This is a genomic window from Cupriavidus sp. 09_S30 (genome assembly GCF_056930435.1).
Genome location: NZ_JBXOWI010000001.1, coordinates 836,839 through 855,747, shown reverse-complemented (window position 1 = coordinate 855,747; position 18,909 = coordinate 836,839). Strand labels below are relative to the sequence as shown.

The 18,909-nt window shown below is 67.9% G+C and carries 17 protein-coding genes; all 17 read right to left on the bottom strand.

Features of this window, described 5'->3' with window-relative positions:
* Positions 1-351: 351 nt before the first annotated feature.
* The gene (gene purF, locus AC1Z3O_RS04015; RefSeq protein WP_483513713.1) at positions 352-1,878 is read right to left on the bottom strand and encodes an amidophosphoribosyltransferase; all 1,527 of its coding nucleotides are present in this window, start codon (positions 1,876-1,878) and stop codon (positions 352-354) included.
* A gap of 105 nt (positions 1,879-1,983) precedes the next feature.
* A complete protein-coding gene (locus AC1Z3O_RS04010) occupies positions 1,984-2,481 on the bottom strand; it encodes a CvpA family protein (RefSeq protein WP_483513711.1) in 498 nt (165 codons plus the stop codon).
* Between the two features lie 25 nt (positions 2,482-2,506).
* A complete protein-coding gene (locus AC1Z3O_RS04005; RefSeq protein ID WP_483513710.1) occupies positions 2,507-3,259 on the bottom strand; it encodes an SPOR domain-containing protein in 753 nt (250 codons plus the stop codon).
* A gap of 49 nt (positions 3,260-3,308) precedes the next feature.
* Entirely contained in the window at positions 3,309-4,619 is a 1,311-nt protein-coding gene (folC, locus tag AC1Z3O_RS04000; RefSeq protein WP_483513709.1) for a bifunctional tetrahydrofolate synthase/dihydrofolate synthase, read from the bottom strand.
* 417 nt (positions 4,620-5,036) lie between these two features.
* Entirely contained in the window at positions 5,037-5,909 is an 873-nt protein-coding gene (gene accD, locus AC1Z3O_RS03995) for an acetyl-CoA carboxylase, carboxyltransferase subunit beta (protein WP_483513707.1), read from the bottom strand.
* Between the two features lie 220 nt (positions 5,910-6,129).
* On the bottom strand, positions 6,130-6,927 hold the full coding sequence (gene trpA, locus AC1Z3O_RS03990; RefSeq protein WP_483513705.1) for a tryptophan synthase subunit alpha: 798 nt from the start codon (positions 6,925-6,927) through the stop codon (positions 6,130-6,132).
* Between the two features lie 2 nt (positions 6,928-6,929).
* Positions 6,930-7,892: a DNA-methyltransferase gene (locus AC1Z3O_RS03985; protein WP_483513703.1), complete on the bottom strand. Its 963-nt coding sequence runs from the start codon at positions 7,890-7,892 to the stop codon at positions 6,930-6,932.
* Entirely contained in the window at positions 7,892-9,085 is a 1,194-nt protein-coding gene (gene trpB, locus AC1Z3O_RS03980; RefSeq protein WP_483513701.1) for a tryptophan synthase subunit beta, read from the bottom strand. The genes AC1Z3O_RS03985 and trpB overlap by 1 nt, the downstream gene beginning before the upstream one ends.
* A gap of 140 nt (positions 9,086-9,225) precedes the next feature.
* Positions 9,226-9,939: a phosphoribosylanthranilate isomerase gene (locus AC1Z3O_RS03975; RefSeq protein ID WP_483513700.1), complete on the bottom strand. Its 714-nt coding sequence runs from the start codon at positions 9,937-9,939 to the stop codon at positions 9,226-9,228.
* Positions 9,926-10,747, bottom strand: coding sequence for a tRNA pseudouridine(38-40) synthase TruA (gene truA / locus AC1Z3O_RS03970; RefSeq protein WP_483513699.1), 822 nt, complete (start codon positions 10,745-10,747; stop codon positions 9,926-9,928). The genes AC1Z3O_RS03975 and truA overlap by 14 nt, the downstream gene beginning before the upstream one ends.
* Before the next feature lie 171 nt (positions 10,748-10,918).
* Positions 10,919-13,762 carry a motility hub landmark protein FimV gene (locus AC1Z3O_RS03965; protein WP_483513697.1) on the bottom strand — a complete coding sequence of 948 codons (2,844 nt, stop codon included), beginning with the start codon at positions 13,760-13,762 and terminating at the stop codon, positions 10,919-10,921.
* Between the two features lie 300 nt (positions 13,763-14,062).
* Positions 14,063-15,199: an aspartate-semialdehyde dehydrogenase gene (gene asd, locus AC1Z3O_RS03960; RefSeq protein WP_483513696.1), complete on the bottom strand. Its 1,137-nt coding sequence runs from the start codon at positions 15,197-15,199 to the stop codon at positions 14,063-14,065.
* 88 nt (positions 15,200-15,287) lie between these two features.
* Positions 15,288-15,422 (bottom strand): hypothetical protein, encoded by a 135-nt coding sequence (locus tag AC1Z3O_RS03955; protein WP_483513694.1) that lies wholly within the window; start codon positions 15,420-15,422, stop codon positions 15,288-15,290.
* Between the two features lie 119 nt (positions 15,423-15,541).
* On the bottom strand, positions 15,542-16,609 hold the full coding sequence (leuB, locus tag AC1Z3O_RS03950) for a 3-isopropylmalate dehydrogenase (protein WP_483513692.1): 1,068 nt from the start codon (positions 16,607-16,609) through the stop codon (positions 15,542-15,544).
* 36 nt (positions 16,610-16,645) lie between these two features.
* Positions 16,646-17,296: a 3-isopropylmalate dehydratase small subunit gene (gene leuD / locus AC1Z3O_RS03945; RefSeq protein ID WP_483513690.1), complete on the bottom strand. Its 651-nt coding sequence runs from the start codon at positions 17,294-17,296 to the stop codon at positions 16,646-16,648.
* A 14-nt stretch (positions 17,297-17,310) separates the two neighbouring features.
* Complete coding sequence (locus AC1Z3O_RS03940; protein WP_483517510.1) at positions 17,311-17,442, bottom strand: entericidin A/B family lipoprotein; 132 nt, start codon at positions 17,440-17,442, stop codon at positions 17,311-17,313.
* A 23-nt stretch (positions 17,443-17,465) separates the two neighbouring features.
* Positions 17,466-18,875 carry a 3-isopropylmalate dehydratase large subunit gene (leuC, locus tag AC1Z3O_RS03935; RefSeq protein WP_483513688.1) on the bottom strand — a complete coding sequence of 470 codons (1,410 nt, stop codon included), beginning with the start codon at positions 18,873-18,875 and terminating at the stop codon, positions 17,466-17,468.
* Positions 18,876-18,909: the final 34 nt, after the last annotated feature.

Sequence of the window (18,909 nt, the reverse complement as noted above, 5' to 3'; positions counted from 1 at the left end):
TTCGTGGTTCGTTCTGGGTTCGGGTCGGGCTGCCGCTGGCCGGCGGCCATGAAAAAAGCCCGTTCGATCGGGTGGCCGAATCGACGGGCTGCATAGGGTGCGGGAATGTGTGGCGGATGCCGGGCCTCGTGCCGCGGCGGGATGCCGGCTTGCGTCGTGCCTTGTCCGCACAACCGCCCTGACGGCGTTCCGCTTTAGCTGTTTCGGGCCTGGCGGCGGAGGGCTCTCCCTCCCCGACCAACTCCCCGCCTGCCGGCAGGGCCCGCGTCCGCAAGCTGACAATCAAATCGACGCCCGGCCATGTTACGGCCGGGCCCGGCGTTCGTCAACGCGCGCGGGGCCGCCCAGGCCTTACTCGTTGCCGCCCGAACGCTGCAGGTGCAGTTGCGAGCGCTCGGTTTCGGCCGTGCCTTCGCGGTCGGCCTGGCTGCGCGCCGTTTCGAGCCGCGCCAGGTAGGCCTCGTCGATATCGCCCGTGACGTAGCGGCCGTCGAAGCAGGAAGCGTCGAAGTCCTTCAGTGCGGGGTTGATGTCGCGCACGGCCTGCTTCATCGCCTCGACGTCCTGGTAGACCAGCTGGTCGGCGCCGATGATGCGTGCGATTTCCTCGTGCGTGCGGCCGTGTGCCACCAGCTCGGCGCGAGTGGGCATGTCGATGCCGTACACGTTGGGGAACTGCACCGGCGGCGCGGCCGAGGCAAAGATCACCTTGTTGGCGCCGGCGTCGCGCGCCATCTGCACGATCTCGAAGGAGGTGGTGCCGCGCACGATGGAATCGTCGACGATCAGCACGTTCTTGCCCTTGAACTCCACGCCCATCGCATTGAGCTTCTGGCGCACGGACTTCTTGCGCACCGCCTGGCCGGGCATGATGAAGGTGCGGCCGACGTAGCGGTTCTTGAAGAAGCCCTCGCGGTAGCCCACGCCCAGCCTGTTGGCCACTTGCATGGCGGCCGGGCGGCTCGAATCGGGGATCGGCATCACCACGTCGATATCGCCGGCCGACACTTCGCGGCGGATCTTCTCGGCGAGGTAGTCGCCCATGCGCAGGCGCGCATCGTAGACCGGCACGCCGTCGATGCACGAATCCGGGCGCGCCAGGTAGACGTACTCGAAGATGCAGGAGTTCAGCACCGGGTTGTCGGCGCACTGCTTGCTGTGCAGCTTGCCGTCGAGGTCGATGAAGATCGCCTCGCCGGGCGCCACGTCGCGCTCGAGGCGGTAGCCGATGCCTTCCAGCGCCACCGACTCGGACGCCACCATCCATTCCTTGCCGCTCGGGGTGTCGACGCTGCCCAGGCACAGCGGGCGGATGCCGAAGGGATCGCGCACCGCCAGCATGCCGTAGCCGGCGATCTGCGCGGCGATGGCGTAGGAGCCGCGCACGCGCCGGTGCATGCCCGCCACCGCCTTGAAGATGGTCTCGGGCTCCAGCGAGGTGCCGTTGCTGGCGCGCTGCAGTTCGTCTGCCAGCACGTTGAGCAGCACCTCGGTGTCCGAGTGCGTGTTGATGTGGCGGCGATCGCGGCGGAACATCTCCTCGCGCAACTGCTGCCAGTTGGTCAGGTTGCCGTTATGCGCCAGGATGATGCCGTAGGGCGCATTGACGTAGAAAGGCTGCGCCTCTTCCTCGCTGGATGCCGAGCCGGCGGTCGGGTAACGCACCTGGCCGATGCCGGCGTTGCCCGGCAGGCCGCGCATATTGCGCGTGCGGAACACGTCGCGCACCAGGCCGTTGGCCTTGTGCATGTGGAAGGTGCTGCCGTTGGCCGTGGCAATGCCTGCGGCATCCTGTCCGCGATGCTGCAGCAGCAACAGGCTGTCGTAAATCAATTGGTTGACGGGCGTGGAGGACACCACACCGACGATACCGCACATGCCAGACTCCCAGGAAAGGCGTTTCAATCAGAGCCGCGGCCCCACCCTTGGCGGCGCCAGCGAATAAACCGTTGCGAAGGCATCAGGGCCCGGCGGGCCCGACCCTCATGTCTTCACGTACTTGGCGATCTCGGGCGGCAACCAAGGCCGCAGTGAGTCCATTGCCTGCATCACGTAGGGGCGCGACACCGCCTCGCGCCAGAAGGCTTCCTGCGGCAGCTTGGTCAAGCCCGCCAGCGTCACCACGAACATCACCACCAGCGCGCCGCGCAGCAGGCCGAACACCAGCCCCAGGCCGCGGTCCGCCGGCTTCAGCCCGGTGCGCTCCATGAACTGGCCGATCAGCGTCGCGCCCAGCGCCGCCGCGATCACCGTGCCGATGAACAGCATCACGAAGCCCAGCGCCTCGCGCGCCAGCGCACCGCCGGGCAGCGACCCGGGCACCCATTGCGCGGCGGTGGGCGCGTAGTGGTAGGCCACCCAGAACGCCACCACCCAGCCGATCAGGGCCAGCACCTCGCGCACCAGGCCGCGCAGGACGCCGATCAGCCCGGAAGCGATCAGGATGAAGGCGACGCCGTAATCGAAGAATGTCGGTTGCATGCTGGCTGGCCGGAGCGGCCGTGCTTCACTGTTCGACGACCTTGCCCGACAGGCCCGCGGCGCTCACCTTCCTGGCAGCGGCATCGGCCGCATCGCGATCGGAGAAGGGGCCAGCGCGCAGCAGCACGCGATCGCCGTCGGCGAAGGTTTTCTTCTCGACGTAGGCGGGCACCTTGCTCGCCTTGAGCTTGTCCATCCAGTTCCTGGCCTTTTCCTCGGACGGGAAGGCGCCGATCAACAACAGGAACTTGCCGCTGCCCTGGGGCTTGGCATCTGCGGTCTTCTGTGCGGCGGCCGGAGCGGCCGCGTTCGGTGCTGCGGCGGGCGCGGCAGCAGCCGGCTTGATGGCCGCAGCGGACTGCGGCTTCGCGGCCGGCTCCTGCACGATTTCCTCGCCGGCGTCGAGTGCCTGCTGCGTATCGGCCTTGGCCGACGGCGGCAGCGGCTCTGCCTTGCGCGCCTCGACCTTGGGTTTCTGCTTGCCGCCCTGCCCGTTGGCGACGTTGACGGAGATGTCGTCGGATACCGGACGCGGCTTGGTCTCGAACACGATGGGCAGCACGATCACCGCAGCCACCATCAGGACCACCGCGCCGATCAGGCGCCGGCGGGCGCGCTGCTTCTGCGGGAATTCGGGGTCCAGCGTGTCGTCCGCGTATTCCTCGGCAAGCCGGCGCGACGAGGCAATGCCTGCGCCCGGGTCGGGGCGCGCGCGACGCGTGCGCTGGGGAGCCGGGTCATTGCCCTTGCGGGCGGTAAACAGCGAAAGCAGGCCCATAAATTGGTTCGGTGCGGCGGCGGGGGTGGCCCGCCGCTGTGTTTGTCGCTCAGTTTGCCTGCGTGGCGCGGTATGCCATCACGCCGGCGACGGTGTAGAACGATCCGAAGACCAGAATTCTATCATCCTCGGTCGCTCTCTCGATGGCGTCGCGATAGGCCGCCTCGGGACTGGAGAAGCACGCCGCGGTGGCGTCCGGCCCGGGCTGGAAGCCGCCCGCCTCCAATGTGCGCAGCAGGTCCTGCGCGCTGGCGGCGCGCTCGGTCGGCAGGTCGCTCAGGCACCAGTGGTCGACCTTGTCCGCCACGTGGCGCAGCACGCCGGCGATGTCCTTGTCGGCCATGGCGCCGAACACCGCGTAGGTGTAGCGGAAGAAACCCATGTTCTCCAGGTTCTGCCCCAGGGTGGCGGCCGCATGAGGATTGTGCGCTACATCCAGGATGACAACCGGCCGGCCGGCGAGCACCTGGAAGCGCCCCGGCAGCTCGACGAAGGCCAGGCCGTTGCGCACGTCCTGCGCGCTCACCGGAAGCCGATGGCGCATCGCCTGCAGCGCCGCCAGGGCTGCCGCGGCGTTGAGGAGCTGGTTGGCGCCGCGCAGCGCCGGATAGCCCAAGCCGCTCAGCTTGCGTCCGCCCCCGTGCCAGTCCCATTGCTGGCGCTCCTGCCCCCGGGCCGACTGGTAGCCGAAGTCGCGGCCGATCAGCCACAGCTCGGCGCCGATCGCCTCGGCGTGGTCCACCAGGGACTTGGGCGGCACCGGATCGCCGCAGACGGCGGGTACGCCAGGGCGGAAGATCCCGGCCTTCTCGAAGCCGATGGCCTCACGGGTGCTGCCCAGGTATTGCGTGTGGTCGATGTCCACGCTGGTCACGATGGCACAGTCGGTATCGAACACGTTGACTGCGTCGAGACGGCCGCCCAGGCCCACCTCGAGGATGATCGCGTCCAGCCCCGCTGCGGCGAAGGCATGGACGATCGCCAGCGTGGTGAACTCGAAATAGGTCAGGCTGACCGGATCGGCAAAGCTGGTGCGCGCACGCTCCACCGCTTCGAAGTGCGGCAGCAGCTGGGCGTCGCTCAGCATGTGGCCGCCGATGCGGGCGCGTTCGTTGAACGAGATCAGGTGCGGCGAGGTGTGGCAACCGACCTTGTAGCCGGCCTCCATCAGGATCCGCTCCAGCATGGCGCAGGTCGATCCCTTGCCGTTGGTGCCGCCCACGGTGAACACCACGGCGTCGATGCGCAAGCCCAGCGCCTCCTTGACGCGGGTGATGCGGGTCAGGCCCATGTCGATGCCGACCGCGTGGGCCGTTTCGAGGTGGGTCAACCATTCGGGAAGGGTGTGGAAGATGGGCATGATGGCAATGCGGCCCTGGCGGGCGGGTGCTAGATGGGTTGTGTCGGAGTGGTTCGGAGGCGCCTGGGCGAGTCGGCGGTGGCAGATCAGGGCGGGGACTGGGCGAGGCAACGGGGCCGCAAGGCGTCCACGGTGTCAACCGTGTACCAAGACCGCCGGCAAGGCAAGAGCCATTTCCTCCCTCCCCCATCTTGGGGAGAGGGGGGCTGGCAAGGCGCCACCTCAAGCAAGGCCGACTGTTTCCAGTCCACCCCGCATCGAGATGCGCCTGCCCTCTCCCCCAGCCCCTCTCCCGCAGGCGGGAGAGGGGAGCAAACCGGCGGCCTTTCCGCCCTTCCAGTCATCCCGCGCCCAGCGCGGCCCCACAAGCAAAAGGCGCGGACCAGGTCCGCGCCCATATCAGCTCGCGAGTGCGCCTCAGGCCACCGCGTCGGCCGGCTGCTTCTGCAGCAGCGCCAGTAGCTGCGCCAGTTCGTCGCGCAGCTTGCGGCGGTCGACGATCATGTCGACGGCGCCCTTCTTCACCAGGAACTCGGCGCGCTGGAAGCCTTCCGGCAGCTTCTCGCGCACGGTCTGCTCGATCACGCGCGGCCCGGCGAAGCCGATCAGCGCCTTGGGCTCGGCGATCACCACGTCGCCCAGGAACGCGAAGCTGGCCGACACGCCGCCCATGGTAGGGTCGGTCAGCACGCTGATGAAGGGCAGCTTGGCCGCCGACAGCTGGTTCAGCATCGAGGTGGTCTTGGCCATCTGCATCAGCGACAGCAGGCTTTCCTGCATGCGCGCGCCGCCCGTGGCGGTGAAGCAGATAAAGGGCACCTTCTGCTCCAGCGCAGCCTGTGCGCCGCGCACGAAGCGCTCGCCCACGGCCGAGCCCATCGAACCGCCCATGAACTCGAACTCGAAGCAGGAGACCACCACCGGCAGCGTATGGATGGCGCCGCCCATGACCACCATGGCATCGGTCTCGCCGGTTTCGTCCATGGCCGCCTTGATGCGGTCCGGGTATTTCTTGGTGTCCTTGAACTTCAGCGCGTCGACCGGCACGATCTCCTGGCCGATCTCGTAGCGGCCCTCGGCGTCGAGCAGTGCGTCCAGGCGCTCGCGCGCACGGATGCGCATATGGTGGTCGCACTTCGGGCAAACGTGCAGATTGGCCTCGACATCGGTCCGGTACAGGACGGACTCGCACGACGGGCACTTGACCCACAGGCCTTCCGGAATGCCCTTGCGGGCGGAGGGGTCGGTCTGTTGAATCTTGGGAGGCAGGAGTTTATCCAACCAGCTCATGAAAGCTCCTTTCGGATGGCTGCCGATGTCCGCGCGGGCGGCAAGCCGATGCCACGACAGGCACCGGGCGCCCGGCCTCCCGCTTCAGGGGACGGCATGGGCTCGGCAGGGAATCAGGCCGCGAATTTATCATGCCGGGCGCATCCAGCCGAAGCAAAACCGCTGGAATGCGCCCGATTCACCGCACAAAAGACGGCAACAAGCGGTGTATAGATCACTATCAGGCGTCGAGCGCCTGGCGAATCTCCGCGATGAAGGCACGCAGCGATTCTACCGCCTGTTCGCGCGGCGCATCTTCCAGCAGCTGCACCAGGCGGCTGCCGATCACCACGGCGTCGGCCACACTGCCGATGGCGCGCGCGGTCTGCGCGTCGCGGATGCCGAAGCCCACGCCCACCGGCAGCTTGGCGTGCTGCTTGATCAGCGGAATGCGCGCGGCCACGCTGTCCAGGTCGAGCGCGCCCGAGCCGGTCACGCCCTTGAGCGACACATAGTAGAGGTAGCCGCTGGCGATGCGCGCCACCGCTTCGATGCGCGCGTCGGTGGAGGTCGGCGCCAGCAGGAAGATCGGGTCGATGCCGTTGGCGCGCATCAGCGCGGCGAAGGCCTCGCCCTCCTCCGGCGGATAGTCCACCACCAGCACGCCGTCGACGCCGGCCTCGCGCGCGGCGCGGGCAAAGGCCTCCTCGCCCATGCGCTCGATCGGGTTGGCATAGCCCATCAGCACCACCGGGGTGGCCTGGTCGGTCTGGCGGAACTCGGTGACCCAGGCCAGCACCTTGGCTAGAGTCACGCCGTTGGCCAGCGCGCGTTCGGAGGCGCGCTGGATCACCGGGCCGTCGGCCATCGGGTCGGAAAACGGCACGCCGAGCTCGATCACATTGGCACCGCCCGCGACCAGCGCGTGCATCAGTGCCACGGTCAGGCCGGGTTCGGGATCGCCGGCGGTGATAAAGGGGATCAGGCCCTTCTTCTGCTGCGCGGCCAGCGCCGCGAAAGTCGATTGGATTCGGGACATGGTCAGGACATCAGATTGGGCAGCGGCGCCTGTGCTTCGTCGACCGACGCCTCGATGGCATCGGCGGCTACGGCGACGGCGGCTGCCTGGGTTGGGGTCGAGGGCGCGGCATCATCCTGCGCTTGCGCCTTGCCGGCCAGCGGCCGGGCAGTCGCAACTCTCGCACGCGCCACATGCACATACTGCGGATTGATCTCGAAGCCGACAAAGCGCCGGCCATGCTTCGCACACGCCACCGCGGTGGTGCCGCTACCGGCGAAGGGATCCAGCACCAGGCCGCCCGGCGGGCAGCTCGACTGCACCATGCGCTCGACGATTTCCAGCGGCTTCTGCGTGGGGTGGTCGGCCCGTTCGGGATCCTGGCGGTGGATGCGCGAAATGCTCCACAGGTCCTTGGGGTTGTAGCCCACCTCCAGCCACTTCTTGCCTTCGAAGCGGGGCCGGCTGCGCGCCTTCTTGGTCTCGGGGTCGTAGGGAATGCGGACCGGGTCGAGATCGAAGTAGTAGTCGCGCTGCCGGGCGAAGAAGCCGATGTTGTCGTGCACCGACGAGAACTTGCGCGTGGTGCCGCCCATGCTGGGCACGCGGCGGTCCCAGATGATCTCGTTGATCATCGTCAGGCGCTGCTTGAGCATCACGAACAGTTCCGGCGAATACTGCCAGGTGCAGAAGATATAAAGCGAGCCACGCGGCGCCAGTTTCGGGCAGACGGCATCCATCCAGCGCTCGGCCCACTCCAGGTAGGCCTGGCCCGAGAGCCGGTCGGAATCGTTGCCGTAGTCCTTGCCCAGGCCATACGGCGGATCGGCCACGACCAGGTCGACCGAGCCGTCCGGCAAGCGGGCGATGCCCTCCAGCACGTCTTCCTGGAACAGCAGCGCGGGCATGCCGCCGGGCACGGTCAGGTCGATGCCGTCGTCCTCGGCACCGCCGCCGGCGCCCTCCGCGGGTGGCAGTGTGCGCATCAGAGCTGGATTCCCGAGCGTTCGGCCACGGTGTGCATGTCCTTGTCGCCGCGGCCGGACAGGTTCACCAGCAGCAGCTTGTCGCGCGAGAGCGTCGGCGCGAGCTTGCAGGCATAGGCAATGGCGTGGCTGGATTCCAGCGCCGGGATGATGCCCTCGATGCGGCAGCAGTCGTGGAAGGCCTTCAAGGCCTCCTCGTCGGTGATGGCCACGTACTCCGCCCGCCCGCTGTCCTTGAGCCAGGCGTGTTCGGGACCGACGCCCGGGTAGTCCAGGCCGGCCGAGACCGAATGCGTCTCGATGATCTGGCCATCGGCATCCTGCAGCAGGTAGGTGCGGTTGCCGTGCAGCACGCCCGGCGAGCCGCCGAGCAGCGCGGCCGCGTGGCGGCCCGTGTCGATGCCGTCGCCGGCCGCTTCCACGCCGATCAGCTTGACGTCGGCATGATCGATATACGGGTAGAAGATGCCCATGGCATTGGAGCCGCCGCCCACGCAGGCAATCACGGCGTCGGGCTGGCGGCCGGCCAGTTCCGGCATCTGCACCTTGGCTTCCTCGCCGATCACGCACTGGAAGTCGCGCACCATCATCGGGTAGGGGTGCGGGCCCGCCACCGTGCCGATGATGTAGAAGGTGTTCTCGACATTGGTGACCCAGTCGCGCATGGCCTCGTTGAGCGCATCCTTCAGCGTCTTGGAGCCGCTCGTCACCGGCACCACGGTGGCGCCGAGCAGCTTCATGCGGTAGACGTTGGCGGCCTGGCGCTTGACGTCCTCGGCCCCCATGTACACCACGCACTCCATGCCGAAACGCGCGGCGATGGTGGCGGTGGCCACGCCATGCTGGCCGGCGCCGGTCTCGGCGATCACGCGCGGCTTGCCCATGCGCTTGGCCAGCAGCGCCTGCCCGATCACGTTGTTGATCTTGTGCGCGCCGGTGTGGTTCAGGTCCTCGCGCTTGAAATAGATCTGCGCGCCGCCGAGCTCCTGGCTCCAGCGCTGGGCGTGGTAGATCGGCGAAGGCCGGCCGACGAAGTGCTTCAGCTCGCGGCGGAATTCCGCGTCGAAGTCCGGATCCTTCTGGGAATGGGCATAGGCCTCGCGCAGCTCGTCGAGCGCGTGGACCAGGGTCTCGGAGACGAAGGAACCGCCATAGGGGCCGAAATGGCCGTGGGAATCGGGCAAGTCGTACATGTCTTGACTCATCTGTGTGGCGCGCTCGCGGCTGGCGAGGTGGCTTTGCTGGGCCGCCTGCGGCTGGCGCGGGCGCGCGGAATGGATTGCGTGGAAGTCCGGCCGGGTCGCCGGCACGGGCGGGATCGTGCCCGATCCCCTCATCCCGCGTCGGCCGCGCGCACGGCGCGCACGAACTCGGCAATGCGGGCGTGGTCTTTCACGCCCTTGGCGGCTTCCACGCCGCTGCTGACATCGACGGCGTAGGGCCGCACGCGCTCAATCGCGCCAGCGACGTTTTGCGCGTTCAACCCACCACTCAAAACGATGCGAGGAGCGGCGCTTGCGCTGGTGGCCGGCCGGTTGGCCGTGGAGCCGGATGTGGGTGGAAGCCATGCCGGTGGAATCAGGGTCCAGTCGAAGACGTGGCCGCCGCCGCCGTAGCCCTCGGTGAAGGCATCGAGCAACAGTGCTGCGGCGTCATGATAGTGATCGGCGAATTCTACCAAATCGAGGCCCGGGCGCACGCGCGCCGCGCGCAGATAGGGCAGCCGGCAGCGCAGCGCGATGTCCTGGCAGGCCTGCGGTGTCTCGTCGCCGTGGAATTGAAGCAGTGTCAGCGGCACCCGCTCGGCCACATGCGCCACGTCCTCGGCCGTCGCGTTGACGAAGAGCCCCACTACCGAGACAAAAGCCCCGGCAGCCTCGGCCAGCGCCGCGGCGAGAGTCACATCGACAAAGCGCGGGCTGGCGGGATAGAAGACCAGGCCGATGGCGTCGGCGCCGGCATCGACGGCAGCTTGCACGTCTTGCTCGCGCGTCAGGCCGCAGATCTTGATGCGGGTGCGGCCGGGCTGGATTTCAGGCGCCGTCATCGGCAAAGACTCCGTGGAACAGGCTGGCGGACGGGTCCGCCGCGGGGATGCGGTAGGCATCAGGATACTTCACGTCGGCCAGGTACAGGCCATCGGGCATGAAGGTGGGTGCGGCGTGCTTGCGGTCGCGCCCGGCCAGCACCTCGGCCAGCCAGTCGGCGGGATAGCGGCCCCGCCCCACCGCGACCAGGCAGCCCATCAGATTGCGCACCATGTGATGCAGGAAGGCGCTGGCGCGAAAGCGCAGGAACACCCAGTCGCCGTCGGCGCGCACCGTCACGTCATACATGGTCTTGACGGGCGACTTGGCCTGGCATTCGGCTGCGCGGAAGGCCGAGAAATCGTGCTCGCCCAGCAGGCAGGCAGCGGCGGCGCGCATCGCCTCGATGTCCAGCCGCTGCCCCGGGGGCAGCATCAGGTAGCCGGCCCGGCCATGCACCAGTGGCACGCGGTGTGGGCCGGTATGGAGGGCGTAGAAATACATGCGCTCATGCGCCAGGAAGCGCGCATGGAAGCTGTCGTCCACTGGTTGCGCCCACTGCAGGGCAATCGACGGCGGCAGGAAGGCATTGACACCGCGGACCCAGGAAAACGGCTCGCGCGACAGATCCGTATCGAGGTGGATCACCTGGCCGAGCGCATGCACGCCGGCGTCGGTACGCCCGGCGACCGTGGTCAGCAGCCGGGTGCCGGCAAACCGCTCGATGGCATCCTCGAGGCGGTCCTGCACGGTGTTCCGGTGCGGCTGGGACTGCCAGCCGGAAAAGGCCGTACCGTCGTACTGCAGGCCAAGGGCGATTCGGGTCATAGCAAGGGCGTGCGCGAAACCGGCGCCGCGCTGGGCTGCGCGCGCGGCCCGACCGGCATGGACGCGGGTGCGGGCGGCATTTCGGGTGGATCAAAGCAAATGCGCCGGAAGCGGCGCTTCCGGCGCATGGTGCGGGACCGCGCGTGATGGCGGCCCCTCGCGGCAATGATATCAGGCAACCTGCCGCAGCAGCGTGCGCGCCTCCGACTGCAGCGGATCGGGCGACTGGTCGACGACCTCCTGCAGCAGTTCGCGGGCTCCCTCCTTGTCACCGATCTCGATGTAGGCGCGAGCCAGGTCGAACTTGATCTGCATATCCCGGCTACCATCCGCGCCATCGGCAGCCAGCGTGCTGATCGCCAGGCTCCGCGTGGTCTGCGAGACGTGTTCGGAAGTGACGCGCGCCAGGTCGATCGGCTCGGCCAGCACGCCGTTGCGGATCATGGTCGGTGCCGGCAGCGGTGCCGCCGATTCCACCTTGCTGATGGGGTCGGCGGCAGGGTTCAGGTCGAGCGAGAGGTCCGACATGTCGAACACCAGCGGCCGGGTCTGCGGCCCTTGCGCCGCAGGCGCGGCGGCGATGTCGATGGTGGAGCTCAGGACCGGCAGATCCAGGTCGAGCCCATCGTCGAGGCGCGCCACCGGTTCAGCCGCCTCCGACTCGCCGAACACCAGCGTGGCCGACTCAGGCGCCGTGATCGGCGCCCCCGGCGCCGGCGCCGGGAAGGCGTCGAGCGGCAGCGCCAGATCGGTCAGCGCGGCTTCGCGCGGTGCCATGGCCGGATCCAGCATCGGGTCACGCGTACGCCACTCGTCGCCTGGCTTCGTCTCCGTGTCTACACCGTCTTGTGCGCCGACGCTGTCGGGCCCCACCGCGAGATACAACGCGTTCGACGGGTCCAGGCGCCGGCCCATTTCCGCCGCCTGCGTCCACTCCGCGCCCTGCCCGCCCGTCTGGGCGAACATTTCTTCTGCAATCACTCGAAAACCTTCCACATCCTGACGATTGTTGTAGATCTCCAGCAGCTTCAGGCGGATCGCCTGACGCTCCGGGTTCTGCTGCAGCGCTTCACGCAGGATCTCCTCGGCCTGCACGTCGCGGCCGTAGGCGATATAGACATCAGCCTCGGCGATCGGATCGACCTCGTTGGCCTCGGCCGCGTTGTTGCCGATACGGAAATCCGCCCCGAACACGCTGTGCTGCGAGGTATCGACACTCTGGCCGCCAGCGGCGCCGAACAGGGAATTGCCGCCGCCCATCACCGTGCTTTCCTGCGACAGGATGCTGTCGCCGAAGCCCGCGGCCTCCCCGGCCTTCTGCTGGCGGCGACGCCGGTAGATCGCATAGCCGCCCAGCAGCGCCACCAACAGGCCGGCGCCCGGCAGCGTGGTGGGGTTGGCCAGCAGGTCATCGAGGAAGGTCGGCTGCGGCGCGGGTTCGACGTGGACCGGGGGCGGACGCTTGGCCGCGGCCGCCGAAGCCGCACCGGACCTGGCCGCTGCCGGGGCCGAGGCGGCTGCCACTTGGGCCACTTGCGCCGCGGAGGCGCCTGCGGCCGCCACGGCCGGAGCCGAAGCCGCGGCCACCGCCGCGGCACTGGCGCCCGCCGCCGCCGCCGATGCGGAGGCAGGCTGGGCTACCGCCGTGGCCGCTGCGGCAGCCGCGGATGGCACGGCGGCCTCCTTGGCGGCCGGTGCGGGCGTATCCGCCTTCACCGTTTCGGCCGGCACCACGGCAGGCGCGGGTGCAGGCTTGGCATCGGCCGCGGCCGTGCCGCCCTTGCCCTGCGCCAGCTTGGCGATTTCCGCGTTCTTCAGTTCGAGCAGCCGCTGCATGTCGGAGACATTCTTCTCCAACTGCGCCATGCGGCTCTCGGCCTCCTTGAGCTGGCGCGCCTTGGCGACATTGGCCTCCGCGTCGGCCGTGGCCGACTGGGCGCCGCGCTCGGGCTTGCTCAGCTTCAGTTCGTCGCGTGCGCCGCCGCCCTGTGCCTGCGGCTCCTGCACGCGGGCAGTGACACTGCCAGCCTGCTCGCGCCCGTTGCCCGGCTCGACCGACTTGGCCGCCGCGGCGGTTGCCAGGCGGCTGCGGTAGGCGTCAAAGCCCTGGGTGCGCGCCACCACCTCGCGGCGCGCCGTGGCACGGCCGACGGACTGCGCCTGATCGGAGGACGGCACCTTGAGCACGGCCCCCGAGCGCAGGCGGTTCATGCTGCCGCCGATGAAGGCTCCCGGGTTGTTCCGATAGAGAGCCACCAGCATCTGGTCGAGCGAGACGGCATCTTGCCCTTGCGCCACTTCGCTGGCGATGCCGTAGAGCGTATCGCCACGCTGCACGGTGTAGCTGTCGGCCTTGCCGCCGGCCGGCGGCGCCGCGTCGGCCGGCGCCGCTGCCTGAACGGGGCGTTTCGGCCGCGCTGCGGCGGCACGGGCGGTCGGCGGTGCGGACTGCTGCAGCGCCGGCGCACCCGGCATGGCTGACTGCGCCGCCGGTGCCGCCGCCGGTGCCGCTGCAGGCGGCGCATCCGGGGTGGCCGCCTGGACCACGGTCGGGGAGAAGCTCTCCGGCGCCGACTTGGCCCCGGCGGGATCGAGCAGGAAGGTATAGGCGCGCGACGCCTTGCCGCTGGGCCAGCTCATGTCGACGAGGATGTCGACGAAGGGCTCGCTGATCGGCTGGTTCGAGCGCAGGCGCGCCACGAAGCGGCCATCCGGCCGGCGATCCATCTGGAGACGGAGGCTGCTGACGGCCGGCAGGTAGTTCAGGCCGGCTCGCGCGTAGGCATCCGGCGAGGCCAGCTTGACGCTCAGGCTGTCGGCCTCGTCTGCTGCCACCCCGCTGATATCGATTTCGGCCTGGAGCGGCTGCCCCAGGCTGGACTGTACCCGTAATTGCCCAAACCCCGCGGCATGGCCAGCCTGCGCAAACAGCAGGCTGATTGCCGCGACGGCCAGCGTTGACCAGCGCTGACGGGCGATAGGCGCATCTTTCCGGCGATGTAGGCTCACACTCACCTTGTGCTCCCTTGTGTTTGTGTTCTGAAAGCGAATCCAACGAAACGACAACGGCTTTTGGCTGCGGCCGGGCGCGGCAGGAGCGCCACGGCAACCCGGCCCCCGCAGCCGGCGCATGCCGGCGTTATTGTGACGCAAGCCCTCGGAAAAATGGGCGCCCAGATGTGACAACGCCGCGCGGCTGCGCGGCGTGGCGGGAAAGCGCGGCGGAATCTGTTGCCTGGCTGCAACGTATTCCGCCCGACGCCCGGGCCATCGGCAAACGGCCCGGGACGCGATCGGCTCAGGATCGGTCCTCGATCAGGACTCGATCAGGATGCGCAGCATGCGGCGCAGCGGCTCGGCCGCACCCCACAGCAGCTGGTCGCCGACCGTGAAGGCCGACAGGTACTCGCCGCCCATCTGCATCTTGCGCAGGCGGCCGACCGGGATCGTCAGCGTGCCGGTCACGGTAGCCGGCGTCAGGTCCGTCATGCTGGCTTCGCGGGTGTTCGGCACGACCTTGGCCCAGGGGTTGTTGGCCGCCAGCATGCCCTCGATCTCGTCGAGCGGCACGTCCTTCTTCAGCTTGATGGTCAGCGCCTGCGAGTGGCAGCGCATCGCGCCGATGCGCACGCACAGGCCGTCCACGGCGATCGGCGCAGCACCGGTCGCGCCGAGGAAGCCCTCGCCGCGGCCCAGGATCTTGTTGGTCTCGGCGCCACCCTTCCACTCTTCGCGCGACACGCCGTTGCCCAGGTCCTTGTCGATCCAGGGAATCAGGTTGCCGGCCAGCGGCACGCCGAACTGCTTGGTCTCTTCGGCCGACAGGCCGTGCTGGGTGGCGAGGATGGTGCGGTCGATTTCCAGGATGGCCGAGGCCGGATCATCCAGCAGCGGCTTCACTGCGGCGTTCAGCGTGCCGAACTGGGTCAGCAGCTCGCGCATATGCTGCGCGCCGCCACCCGAGGCCGCCTGGTAAGTCATCGAGGTCATCCACTCGACCAGGTCGTGCTGGAACAGGCCGCCCAGGCCCATCAGCATGCAGCTGACCGTGCAGTTGCCGCCGACGAAGTTCTTCACGCCCTTCGAAAGCGCATCCTTGATCACACCCAGGTTGACCGGATCCAGCACGATGATGGCATCGTCCTTCATGCGCAGCGAGGAGGCCGCGTCGATCCAGTAGCCCTTCCAGCCGGCCGCGCGCAGCTTGGGGAAGACTTCGTTGGTGTAGTCGCCGCCCTGGGCGGTGAGGATCACGTCGCACTTCTTCAGCGCTTCGATGTCGTTCGCGTCCTTGAGCGTGGCTTCATTCTTCGCCATGGCGGGCGCCTTGCCGCCAGCGTTGGACGTGCTGAAGAAAATGGGCTCGATATGGTCGAAATCACCCTCTTGCTGCATGCGCTGCATCAGCACGCTGCCGACCATTCCCCGCCAACCGACGAGACCTACATTCATGACTAACCTCGGATGTGATTGAAACTTCCCCGCACTTTCCTCGCCCGGCGTGGCTGCGCGGGGAAGACGAGCAGGCACGACGAACGATCTAGGCGATCGCTTTTTTGGTAATGGTTTTAATCGTCGTTGCGGTGATCTGCTGGCCGCGCGAATCCATGCCGGCCGTGCCGCGGGTAGCGGAGGCAGCGGTGACAGTCAAGGTGGACTGGGAGATTCGGGGCATTCGGTAAGTCTACACGAAATTGCGGCGGCGCCGCACACCAGAAAACGGGGACAAAACAAAGAAAACCATCGAAAAAACAGAAAAAAGGCGCCGCAAGCGGCGCCTTCCTTCACATGGGCTTACAGCGCGGCCAGCACGGCCTCGCCCATCTCGCGCGTGCCGACCTGCTTGCAGCCCGGCGTCAGGATATCGGCGGTGCGGTAGCCCTGCGCCAGTACCTGCTTGACCGCGTTCTCGATGCGGTCGGCCTGCTCGGCGCGGTTCAGCGAGTAGCGCAGCATCATGGCCGCCGACAGGATGGTCGCCAGCGGGTTGGCGATGCCCTTGCCGGCGATGTCCGGTGCCGAGCCGTGCGAGGGCTCGTACAGGCCCTTGTTGTTGGCGTCCAGCGAGGCCGACGGCAGCATGCCGATCGAGCCGGTCAGCATCGCCGCCTCGTCCGACAGGATGTCGCCGAACATATTGCCGGTGACGATCACGTCGAAGCTCTTGGGCGCCTTGACCAGCTGCATGGCCGCGTTGTCGACATACATGTGCGACAGCTCGACCTCCGGGTACTCCTTGTGCACCTCGGTGACGATGTCCTTCCAGAACTGGAAGGTCTCCAGCACATTGGCCTTGTCCACGCTGCACAGCTTCTTGCCGCGCTTGGCCGCGGCCTGGAAGGCCACGTGGGCGATGCGGCGGATTTCCGGCTCGCTGTAGCGCATGGTGTCGAAGCCCTCGCGCTGGCCCTTGAACAGGCCGTCCGGCGCCTCGCGCAAGCCGCGCGGCTGGCCGAAGTAGATGTCGCCGTTGAGCTCGCGCACGATCAGGATGTCCAGACCGGCCACCAGTTCGGGCTTCAGGCTGGAAGCGCCGGTCAGCTCGGGGTAGCAGATCGCCGGACGGAAGTTGGCGAACAGCTGCAGGTGCTTGCGCAAGCCCAGGATGGCCTGCTCGGGGCGCAGCGCGCGCTCCAGCTTGTCGTACTTCCAGTCGCCCACGGCGCCGAACAGGATGGCGTCGGCCTCCTTGGCCAGCTTGAGCGTGTTCTCCGGCAGCGGATGGCCCTCGGCCTCGTAGCCGGCGCCGCCCACGGGGGCCGTTTCCAGTTCGAACTTCTCGTCCAGGGCGTTCAGCACCTTGACGGCTTGCTCGACGATTTCGGGACCGATGCCGTCACCCGGCAGGACTGCGATTTTCATGCTGTTGCTCTTCCTTGTTGAGTTGGCGCGCCGGGCTCAGCCGACCAGGCGGTTGTTCAGCCACGGCATCTTGGCCACGCGCTCGGCCTCGAAGGCCTTGATCTTGTCCGCATGGCGCAGGGTCAGGCCGATGTCGTCGAAGCCGTTGAGCATGCAGTACTTGCGGAACGGCGCGATGTCGAACGGATAGGCGTCGCCGCCCGGCGTCACCACGACCTGCTTGTCGAGATCGATGGTCAGCTTGTAGCCGTTGAAGGCATTGGTCTCGTTGAACAGGTGGTCCACCTGCATCTCGGTGAGCACCACCGGCAGCAGGCCGTTCTTGTAGCAGTTGTTGAAGAAGATGTCGGCGAAGCTGGGCGCGATCACGGCGCGGAAGCCGTACTGCGTGAGCGCCCAGGGCGCGTGCTCGCGCGAGCTGCCGCAGCCGAAATTACGGCGTGCCAGCAGGACGGAGGCGCCCTGGTAACGCGGCTGGTTCAGCACGAAGTCCGGGTTCAGCGGACGCTTGCTGTTGTCCTGGCCGGGCTCGCCCACATCCTTGTAGCGCCACTCGTCGAACAGATTGGGGCCGAAGCCGGTGCGCTTGATCGACTTCAGGAACTGCTTCGGGATGATGGCGTCGGTATCGACGTTCTCGCGGTCCAGGGGCGCCACGAGGCCGCTATGTACGGTGAACTTTTCCATGGTTGGATTCTTCCTTACTTCTTCGCCGTGTTCTCGAGCGAACGGCCGGCGGCCTGCGTGTCCTTGCCCAGGCCCGCCATGGTGTTGCAGCCGGCCAGCTGGAGCAGGCCGATGCAGGCGAGCAATGCGAACAGGGTCCTTTTCATGATGTGCATGGCGCGGCTGGCCTTCAGCCCAGCTTGCGCACGTCGACGAAGTGGCCCTCGATGGCGGCCGCGGCGGCCATCGCCGGGCTCACGAGATGCGTGCGCCCGCCCGCGCCCTGACGGCCTTCGAAGTTGCGGTTCGAGGTCGAGGCGCAACGTTCGCCGGCATCGAGGCGGTCGGCGTTCATGGCCAGGCACATCGAGCAGCCAGGCTCGCGCCACTCGAAACCGGCCGCCTTGAAGATCTTGTCCAGCCCTTCGCGCTCGGCCTGTTCCTTGACCAGGCCCGAGCCCGGCACCACCATCGCCAGCTTCACGTTGGAGGCAACCCGGCGGCCCAGCTTCTGCACCACCCAGGCGGCGGCGCGCATGTCTTCGATACGGCTGTTGGTGCAGGAGCCGATAAAGACCTTGTCGATCTTGATGCTCTCGACCGGCACGTTGGGCTGCAGGCCCATGTACTCGAGCGCGCGCTCCATGGCGTTGCGCTTGTTCGCGTCCTTTTCCTTCTCCGGATCCGGCACGCGGTCCTCGATGCTGATCACCATCTCGGGCGAGGTGCCCCAGGTCACCTGCGGACGGATGTCTTCCGCGCGCAGCTCGACCACCAGGTCGAAATGGGCGCCCGCATCCGAATGCAGCGTGCGCCAGTAGCGCACGGCCTGCTCCCACTCCACGCCCTGCGGCGCATAGGGGCGACCCTTGACGTACTCCAGCGTGACGTCGTCCACCGCCACCAGGCCGGCGCGCGCGCCCGCCTCGATGGCCATGTTGCAGACGGTCATGCGGCCTTCCATGGTCAGGTCGCGGATGGCCGAGCCGGCGAACTCGATGGTGTAGCCGGTGCCGCCGGCGGTGCCGATCTTGCCGATCACGGCCAGCACGATGTCCTTGGCGGTGCAGCCGCGCGGCAGCTTGCCTTCCACCTTGACCAGCATGTTCTTGGCCTTCTTGCCCAGCAGCGTCTGCGTGGCCAGCACGTGCTCGACCTCGGAGGTGCCGATGCCGTGCGCCAGCGCGCCGAAGGCACCGTGCGTGCTGGTGTGCGAATCGCCGCAGACCACGGTCATGCCAGGCAGCGTGGCACCCTGCTCCGGCCCGATCACGTGGACGATGCCCTGGCGGTGATCGTTCATCTTGAACTGGGTGATGCCGTAGGCGTCGCAGTTCGCATCCAGCGTGTCCACCTGCAGCTTGGAGACCGGGTCGGCGATGCCCTGGCTGCGGTCGGTGGTCGGCACATTGTGGTCCGACACCGCCAGGTTGGCGCTGATGCGCCATACCGGGCGCTCCGCCAGCTTCAGGCCTTCGAACGCCTGCGGGCTGGTCACTTCGTGCAGCAGGTGGCGGTCGATGTAGAGCAGCGTGGTACCGTCTTCCTCGACGTGGACGGTGTGGTCATCCCAGAGTTTGTCGTAGAGCGTCTTGGCCATGATGCGGGGGGCGGTCCGGCGCCATGCTGTCACG

Bases quoted from the DNA above. Each gene is read 5' to 3' on its own strand.
- AC1Z3O_RS03955 (WP_483513694.1), bottom strand. From the start codon at position 15,422: ATGCCCCGAATCTCCCAGTCCACCTTGACTGTCACCGCTGCCTCCGCT.
- leuD (WP_483513690.1), bottom strand. From the start codon at position 17,296: ATGGAAAAGTTCACCGTACATAGCGGCCTCGTGGCGCCCCTGGACCGC.
- AC1Z3O_RS03975 (WP_483513700.1), bottom strand. From the start codon at position 9,939: ATGACGGCGCCTGAAATCCAGCCCGGCCGCACCCGCATCAAGATCTGC.
- truA (WP_483513699.1), bottom strand. From the start codon at position 10,747: ATGACCCGAATCGCCCTTGGCCTGCAGTACGACGGTACGGCCTTTTCC.
- AC1Z3O_RS04010 (WP_483513711.1), bottom strand. From the start codon at position 2,481: ATGCAACCGACATTCTTCGATTACGGCGTCGCCTTCATCCTGATCGCT.
- trpB (WP_483513701.1), bottom strand. From the start codon at position 9,085: ATGTACGACTTGCCCGATTCCCACGGCCATTTCGGCCCCTATGGCGGT.
- asd (WP_483513696.1), bottom strand. From the start codon at position 15,199: ATGAATGTAGGTCTCGTCGGTTGGCGGGGAATGGTCGGCAGCGTGCTG.
- AC1Z3O_RS03940 (WP_483517510.1), bottom strand. From the start codon at position 17,442: ATGAAAAGGACCCTGTTCGCATTGCTCGCCTGCATCGGCCTGCTCCAG.
- trpA (WP_483513705.1), bottom strand. From the start codon at position 6,927: ATGTCCCGAATCCAATCGACTTTCGCGGCGCTGGCCGCGCAGCAGAAG.
- folC (WP_483513709.1), bottom strand. From the start codon at position 4,619: ATGCCCATCTTCCACACCCTTCCCGAATGGTTGACCCACCTCGAAACG.
- purF (WP_483513713.1), bottom strand. From the start codon at position 1,878: ATGTGCGGTATCGTCGGTGTGGTGTCCTCCACGCCCGTCAACCAATTG.
- AC1Z3O_RS04005 (WP_483513710.1), bottom strand. From the start codon at position 3,259: ATGGGCCTGCTTTCGCTGTTTACCGCCCGCAAGGGCAATGACCCGGCT.
- AC1Z3O_RS03985 (WP_483513703.1), bottom strand. From the start codon at position 7,892: ATGCGCACACTGCCACCCGCGGAGGGCGCCGGCGGCGGTGCCGAGGAC.
- leuB (WP_483513692.1), bottom strand. From the start codon at position 16,609: ATGAAAATCGCAGTCCTGCCGGGTGACGGCATCGGTCCCGAAATCGTC.
- accD (WP_483513707.1), bottom strand. From the start codon at position 5,909: ATGAGCTGGTTGGATAAACTCCTGCCTCCCAAGATTCAACAGACCGAC.
- leuC (WP_483513688.1), bottom strand. From the start codon at position 18,875: ATGGCCAAGACGCTCTACGACAAACTCTGGGATGACCACACCGTCCAC.